Annotated in this window: 4 protein-coding genes; 3 read left to right on the top strand and 1 reads right to left on the bottom strand. The window is 69.3% G+C overall.

Features of this window, described 5'->3' with window-relative positions; all coding sequences use genetic code 11:
• The first annotated feature begins 317 nt into the window (after positions 1 to 317).
• Positions 318 to 1385, top strand: coding sequence for an acyltransferase family protein (locus D455_RS0100260; protein ID WP_017568755.1), 1068 nt, complete (start codon positions 318 to 320; stop codon positions 1383 to 1385).
• A 175-nt stretch (positions 1386 to 1560) separates the two neighbouring features.
• On the opposite strand, the gene D455_RS28755 is transcribed toward D455_RS0100260, so the two are convergent.
• On the bottom strand, positions 1561 to 3075 hold the full coding sequence (locus tag D455_RS28755) for an MFS transporter (protein ID WP_241480129.1): 1515 nt from the start codon (positions 3073 to 3075) through the stop codon (positions 1561 to 1563).
• A 125-nt stretch (positions 3076 to 3200) separates the two neighbouring features.
• On the opposite strand from D455_RS28755, the gene D455_RS0100250 reads away from it, so the two are divergent.
• Positions 3201 to 4040 (top strand): helix-turn-helix domain-containing protein, encoded by an 840-nt coding sequence (locus D455_RS0100250; RefSeq protein ID WP_017568753.1) that lies wholly within the window; start codon positions 3201 to 3203, stop codon positions 4038 to 4040.
• A 293-nt stretch (positions 4041 to 4333) separates the two neighbouring features.
• Positions 4334 to 5288 (top strand): iron-siderophore ABC transporter substrate-binding protein (locus D455_RS0100245; protein ID WP_017568752.1); only part of this gene is annotated, 955 nt, incomplete at its 3' end.

The following is a 5288-nucleotide window of genomic DNA, read 5'->3' as shown; positions in this document are numbered from 1 at the left end:
CGCCCCTGCCGTAGACCGCACGATCGTCGGCAACGCCCGTGGCGGCCTCCCGAAGCTGCTGGTTACAGAAGACCTGGCTATCAAGAAGAGAACAATCAAACCTCAGTTGAGCAGCGCCTCCCTGCGGAGGCAAGGCCAGGGAGCTGAACGGTCATGCACAGCCAAGAGCACCAGAAAAGCCACATTCTGTCCGTGGTAGAAAAAATTCTATGCACGACAGAAGTAGCGTTTCGGGCGATGCGGTCACGTCCCCCTCACAAGGGCCGTCGTTCGGGCTGACCGAACCACGGGCCACCTCCCCCCATGCCTCCTCGACGGTGACCGCAGAGCGCGCGGCCCTCGCTGAACCGGAGGGGCGAACCCGGCCGGGCACCAGTGCCTCGAAGCGCGACTCCTACCTGGACAACGCCAAGTTCCTGCTCATCACACTGGTGGTGGTCGGGCACGCCGTCGAGCCTCTGCTCGACCTAGGAGCCGCGCGGGCGCTGTACTACTGGATGTACTTCTTCCACATGCCCGCGTTCATCCTCGTCAGCGGGTACCTGGCGCGATCCTTCGACGGCTCTCCGGCGCGCGTGGAGAAGCTGGTGCTGTCCGTCGCCGTGCCCTACCTGATCTTCTGGGGCATCCACCATGGGATCTACGCGATCGAGCACGGCGAACTGCGCGACACCGTGTCCCCGTTGCAGCCGACCTGGACCCTGTGGTTCCTGGTCGCCCTCTTCCTGTGGCGGCTGAGCGTGCCGGTGTGGCGACGCTTCCGCTATCCCCTGATCATCGCCGTGCTGATCTCGGTGTCCGCCGCGACGGTGGAACTGGGTCCAACGCTCTCCGTGGGCAGGGTGCTCAGTTTCCTGCCGTTCTTCGTACTGGGGTTGTGCCTTCGGCGCGAACACTTCGCCTGGCTGGCACGCACATGGATGCGTGTCGTCTCGCTCGTGTTCCTGGCCGTGACCGTGCTCCTGGCCGTTCCCCTGTCCCAGCGGCTGGACAAGGACTGGCTGTACTGGAGCCAGAGCCTGACCGACCGTGACATCGACCCGCTGCTGCCGAGCTTCCTCATTCGCCTGAGCCTGATGGGTCTGGGCCTGCTCATGACCGTGGCCTTCCTGGCACTGGTTCCACGGCGTCACACCTGGTTCACCATCGCGGGCAAGTACACGATGTACGTGTTCCTCCTGCATCCGGTCATCTTCATCCTGCTCAAGGCATCGCCCTGGTACGACTCGATCGACGGCTGGAAGGGGCTGGCAGTCACCATCCTCATCGGGTTGGCCCTGGTTCCGGTGCTGTCCTCGTCCTGGGTTCGACGCTGTACGCGCTGGGCGGTGGAGCCAGGTACTGAACGACGTGCCCATGAGCGCGTTGCCCAGCACGGGTCATGAGACCTTTCGTGTTCTCCCGGACGGGCAGGGCACGAACGCGGGTGCGGGTCGGGACTGACAACGCAACGCCGCCCCGCACCTACCAGCGCATAACCTGGATGACGTGGTCAAACGAGACACCCGGTCAGCGACCCGACCGCGTCCCTCCGGGCCGTCACAGCACGCCACGAAACCGTCAGCCCTTGGCGGGCTCCGCTCCCACGGGTGCCGTGTCATCCTGCCCCTGGTCCCTTCCCGCCCCGTCCCGACGCCGGGCCAGGAGCACGAACACCCCGACCGTGGCCAGCAGTGACAGGGCCGCGACACCCCAGGACGTGGTGTCCCAGGCCGCCGTGAAGTGGTCGGCGAGCTCCCCGGATCCGCCCACCTCCCCGGCGGTCACCCGGGCGGCGGCCTCGAACGACCCCGTACGGGCGGCCACGATGCTGGTCAGAGCCGCCCCGAAGACCGCGATGACCAGGGCCTCGGCACCACCGCGGAGCGTGTTGAGGAAACCCGCCGCCATGCCCACCCTCCGGGGCTCGATGACGCTCATCGCCTGACCGTCGGTGATGCCGAACGACAGCCCCATACCGGTTCCGATCAGTACCAGGGGCGGAGCCAGCCCCAGAGCACTGATCTGCGGATGGAGCACGGTGAGCAGCGCGTTGCCCCCGGCCACGAACAGCAGCGCGAGGACGATCATCCCGCGGGCCGACACCCCCTTGGTGACCAGCCACCCGCCCAGGGACGGAGCCACCAGCACCGGCGCCGTGAGCATGAGCATCATCAGACCCGCGGTCTGGGCGGACACCCCCTGCACCCCCTGGAGGTAGGTCGGCAGGAAGACCAGCACCCCCAGGAAACCGATCGAGGTGGTCAGCGTCGCCAGGCACCAGGCCATGAAGCGGCCGTCGCGGACCAGACTCAGGTCGAGCACCGGCTGGACCGCCCGGCGTTCGATGGCGAGGAAGACCACCATGAGCACCGCACCGGCCGCCAGCGCACCGACCACCACCGGGGTCCCCCAACCCGCCTCGGGTGCCTCGATGACCGCGTACATCACCAGCGTCAGGCTGACCACGAAGGTCACCGCGCCGCCCCAGTCGACGCGCGGGCGTTCGGAGGCACGCGACTCGGCGACGAACACCGACCCGACCAGGATGAGCAGGCCGACCACGGCGTAGACCAGGAACGCCGTGCGCCAGCCCACGGCGCCGATCAGCAGGCCCGACAGGGTCGGGCCGACCGCGATGCCGACCCCCGCCATGGTGCCCATGGCGGCGAAGGCCCGGGTTCGCGCGGCGCCGTCGAAGGCGGTGGCCAGCAGGGCGCCACCGCTGGCCATGATCGCCGCGCCGCCGACGCCGGTGAGCAGGCGGGCCGCGTCCAGGAGGAGGATGTCGCCGACCAGGGCGCTGGCCAGGTTGCCCGCGCAGAAGAGGACCGCGCCGACGGCGAACAGCAGCCGCCGCCCGAACAGGTCGGCCAGTGATCCGCAGACCAGGGTGAACGCGGCGAAGGTGAGGTTGTATCCGGCCACCACCCAGTGCAGCGCAGCGCCGGAGGCCTCCAGGTCCACCCCGATGTCGGGGACGGCCACCGCCGTCCCCGAGATGGACATGGCCACGACCAGAACGCCCAGCATGACGCTGGCGAGCAGGATCCCCGGACGTGACCCCTGCCGCGGTTGACTACGCGTCGTAGGCACGCGTCTCTCCTTCGTGTCGGAAGTCGTGACCAACATTCTTGAACCTCAACTTTGATTGAGGTCAAGGGATGGGAGCGAGCCCGTCCCATGCGCCCCGGTTCGCGCCGGCGCCTAACCTGGATGACGTGGTCAAACGAGACACCCGGTCGGCTCCAGCGGCCCGGCCGCGCCCCTCCAACCCCTCACAGCGCGAAGCGATCGACAGCCGCAGGCTCCCCCTCTACGCCGCCGGTGAGATCGACGTTCCGTTCGCCGTCATGGGCAGCGCCGAGGTCATCCCCCGGGACACCTTCTGGGAGGAGCACTCCCACCCCACGCACGAACTCCTCTGGAACCAGCGCGGTGCCTCCTCCGCGACGGTCGGCACGCGGGTCTGGACCATCACCCCCACGGTCGGCCTGTGGCTCCCGGCCGGTACGCGCCACTCCGGCTGGACCCCCGCCGGAACCTGGCACCGCGCCGCGCAGTTCGGCGTCCACGCCGTTCCGTCAGTCTCCGACCGGCCCGTCGCGATGGAGGTCACCCCGCTCCTGCGCCTCCTCCTCGACCGGCTCGACGCCGACGGCCTCGCCTCCGGCGAGCGTTCCCGCACGGAGGCGATGGTGTTCGACCTCCTCTCCCCCGCCGAGCACGAACTCCTCCTGCACCTGCCCGAGTCCCCCCTGCTGGCCCCCATCGTCGCCGCCGTGCGCGAGGACCCCGCCGACGCCACCACCCTGGCCGTGTGGGCGGCGCGGCTGGGTGTGAGCAGCCGCACCATCACCCGGGCCTTCCGTTCCGAGACCGGCCTCGGGTTCAGCCGCTGGCTGGCCACCGCGCGCGTGCAGCACGCCGTCGCGATGCTCGCGCGGGGCGACGAGATCGACGAGGTCGCCGCCTGCGTGGGTTACCACTCGGCGAGCGCGTTCGGCGTGGCCTTCCGACGGATCACCGGGTTGAGTCCCGGGCGCTTCCGCGCCCAGTAGGGGCCGGAACGCCCCACGTCCCCTCCCCGACCGCACCGGGTTTGTCCGTTTCGCTACAGAAGCTGTCACATCTGCGTGATTGCACAACGACCAAGGACACCCTAAATTCGGTTAGGCAAACCTAAGCTCTTGCCGTGGTGGGTGACGTGCGCACCCCTGTACCCCGCAGACACGTTCCCGCCCGGCCGCTCCCCCTCCGGGCCGCACACCGTCGTGCGAGCCACGGGCGGCACGAGAGCCGGACCATGGCGTCGCCATGGCTGAGGCCCCACGGCCACAACGGGAAGGAAACCATGCCCCGCGTTTCAAGGCTGGCCGCGCTCGGCACCGCCGCGCTGCTCACCATCGGACTCGCAGCCTGCTCCTCGTCCTCCGCCGACTCCTCCGGCGGGGAGGACGGCGGCTCCGGAGACTGGACCCCCGTCACCGTCGAGCACGCCCTCGGCACCACCACCATCGAGTCCGAACCCGAGCGGGTCGCGACGGTCAACTGGGCCAACCACGAGGTCCCCCTGGCCCTGGGCGTCGTACCCGTCGGCATGGCCGCCGCCAACTTCGGTGACGACGACGGCGACGGCGTGCTCCCGTGGGTCGAGGAGAAGCTGGGGGAGCTGGGCGCGGAGACACCGGTCCTGTTCGACGAGACGGACGGGATCGACTTCGAGGCGGTCGCCGACACCCGGCCCGACGTCATCCTCGCCGCCTACTCCGGGCTCACCCAGGAGGACTACGACACGCTGAGCGAGATCGCCCCCGTCGTCGCCTACCCGGAGACCGCCTGGGGAACGCCGTGGCGCGAGATGATCCGGATGAACAGCTCAGCCCTGGGCATGGCGGAGGAGGGCGACACCCTCATCGCCGACATCGAGCAGGAGATCGAGGAGTCGGTCGCGGAGTACCCGCAGATCGAGGGCGCGTCGGCGATGTTCCTGACGCACGTGGACACCACGGACCTGAGCGAGGTCAGCTTCTACACCACGCACGACACCCGCGCCATGTTCTTCGAGGACCTCGGCCTGACGACCCCGGAGAGCATCGCGACCGCCTCGGCCGAGACCGACCGGTTCTCCCTGAGCCAGAGCGCCGAGCGGGCCGACGCCTTCGACGACGTCGACATCATCGTCACCTACGGCGGCGAGGAGCTCGTGAGCACCCTGGAGGGCGACCCGCTGCTGTCGCAGATGCCCGCGGTGGCCAACGGGGCCGTCGTCAACCTCCCCGGCAGCAGCCCGCTCGGCACGGCCGCGA

Origin of the sequence: Nocardiopsis halotolerans DSM 44410, assembly GCF_000341065.1 — a bacterium.
Taxonomy (GTDB): domain Bacteria; phylum Actinomycetota; class Actinomycetes; order Streptosporangiales; family Streptosporangiaceae; genus Nocardiopsis; species Nocardiopsis halotolerans.
Note: the sequence above shows the minus strand (reverse complement) of the source record. Positions and strands in the feature narration are given on the sequence as shown.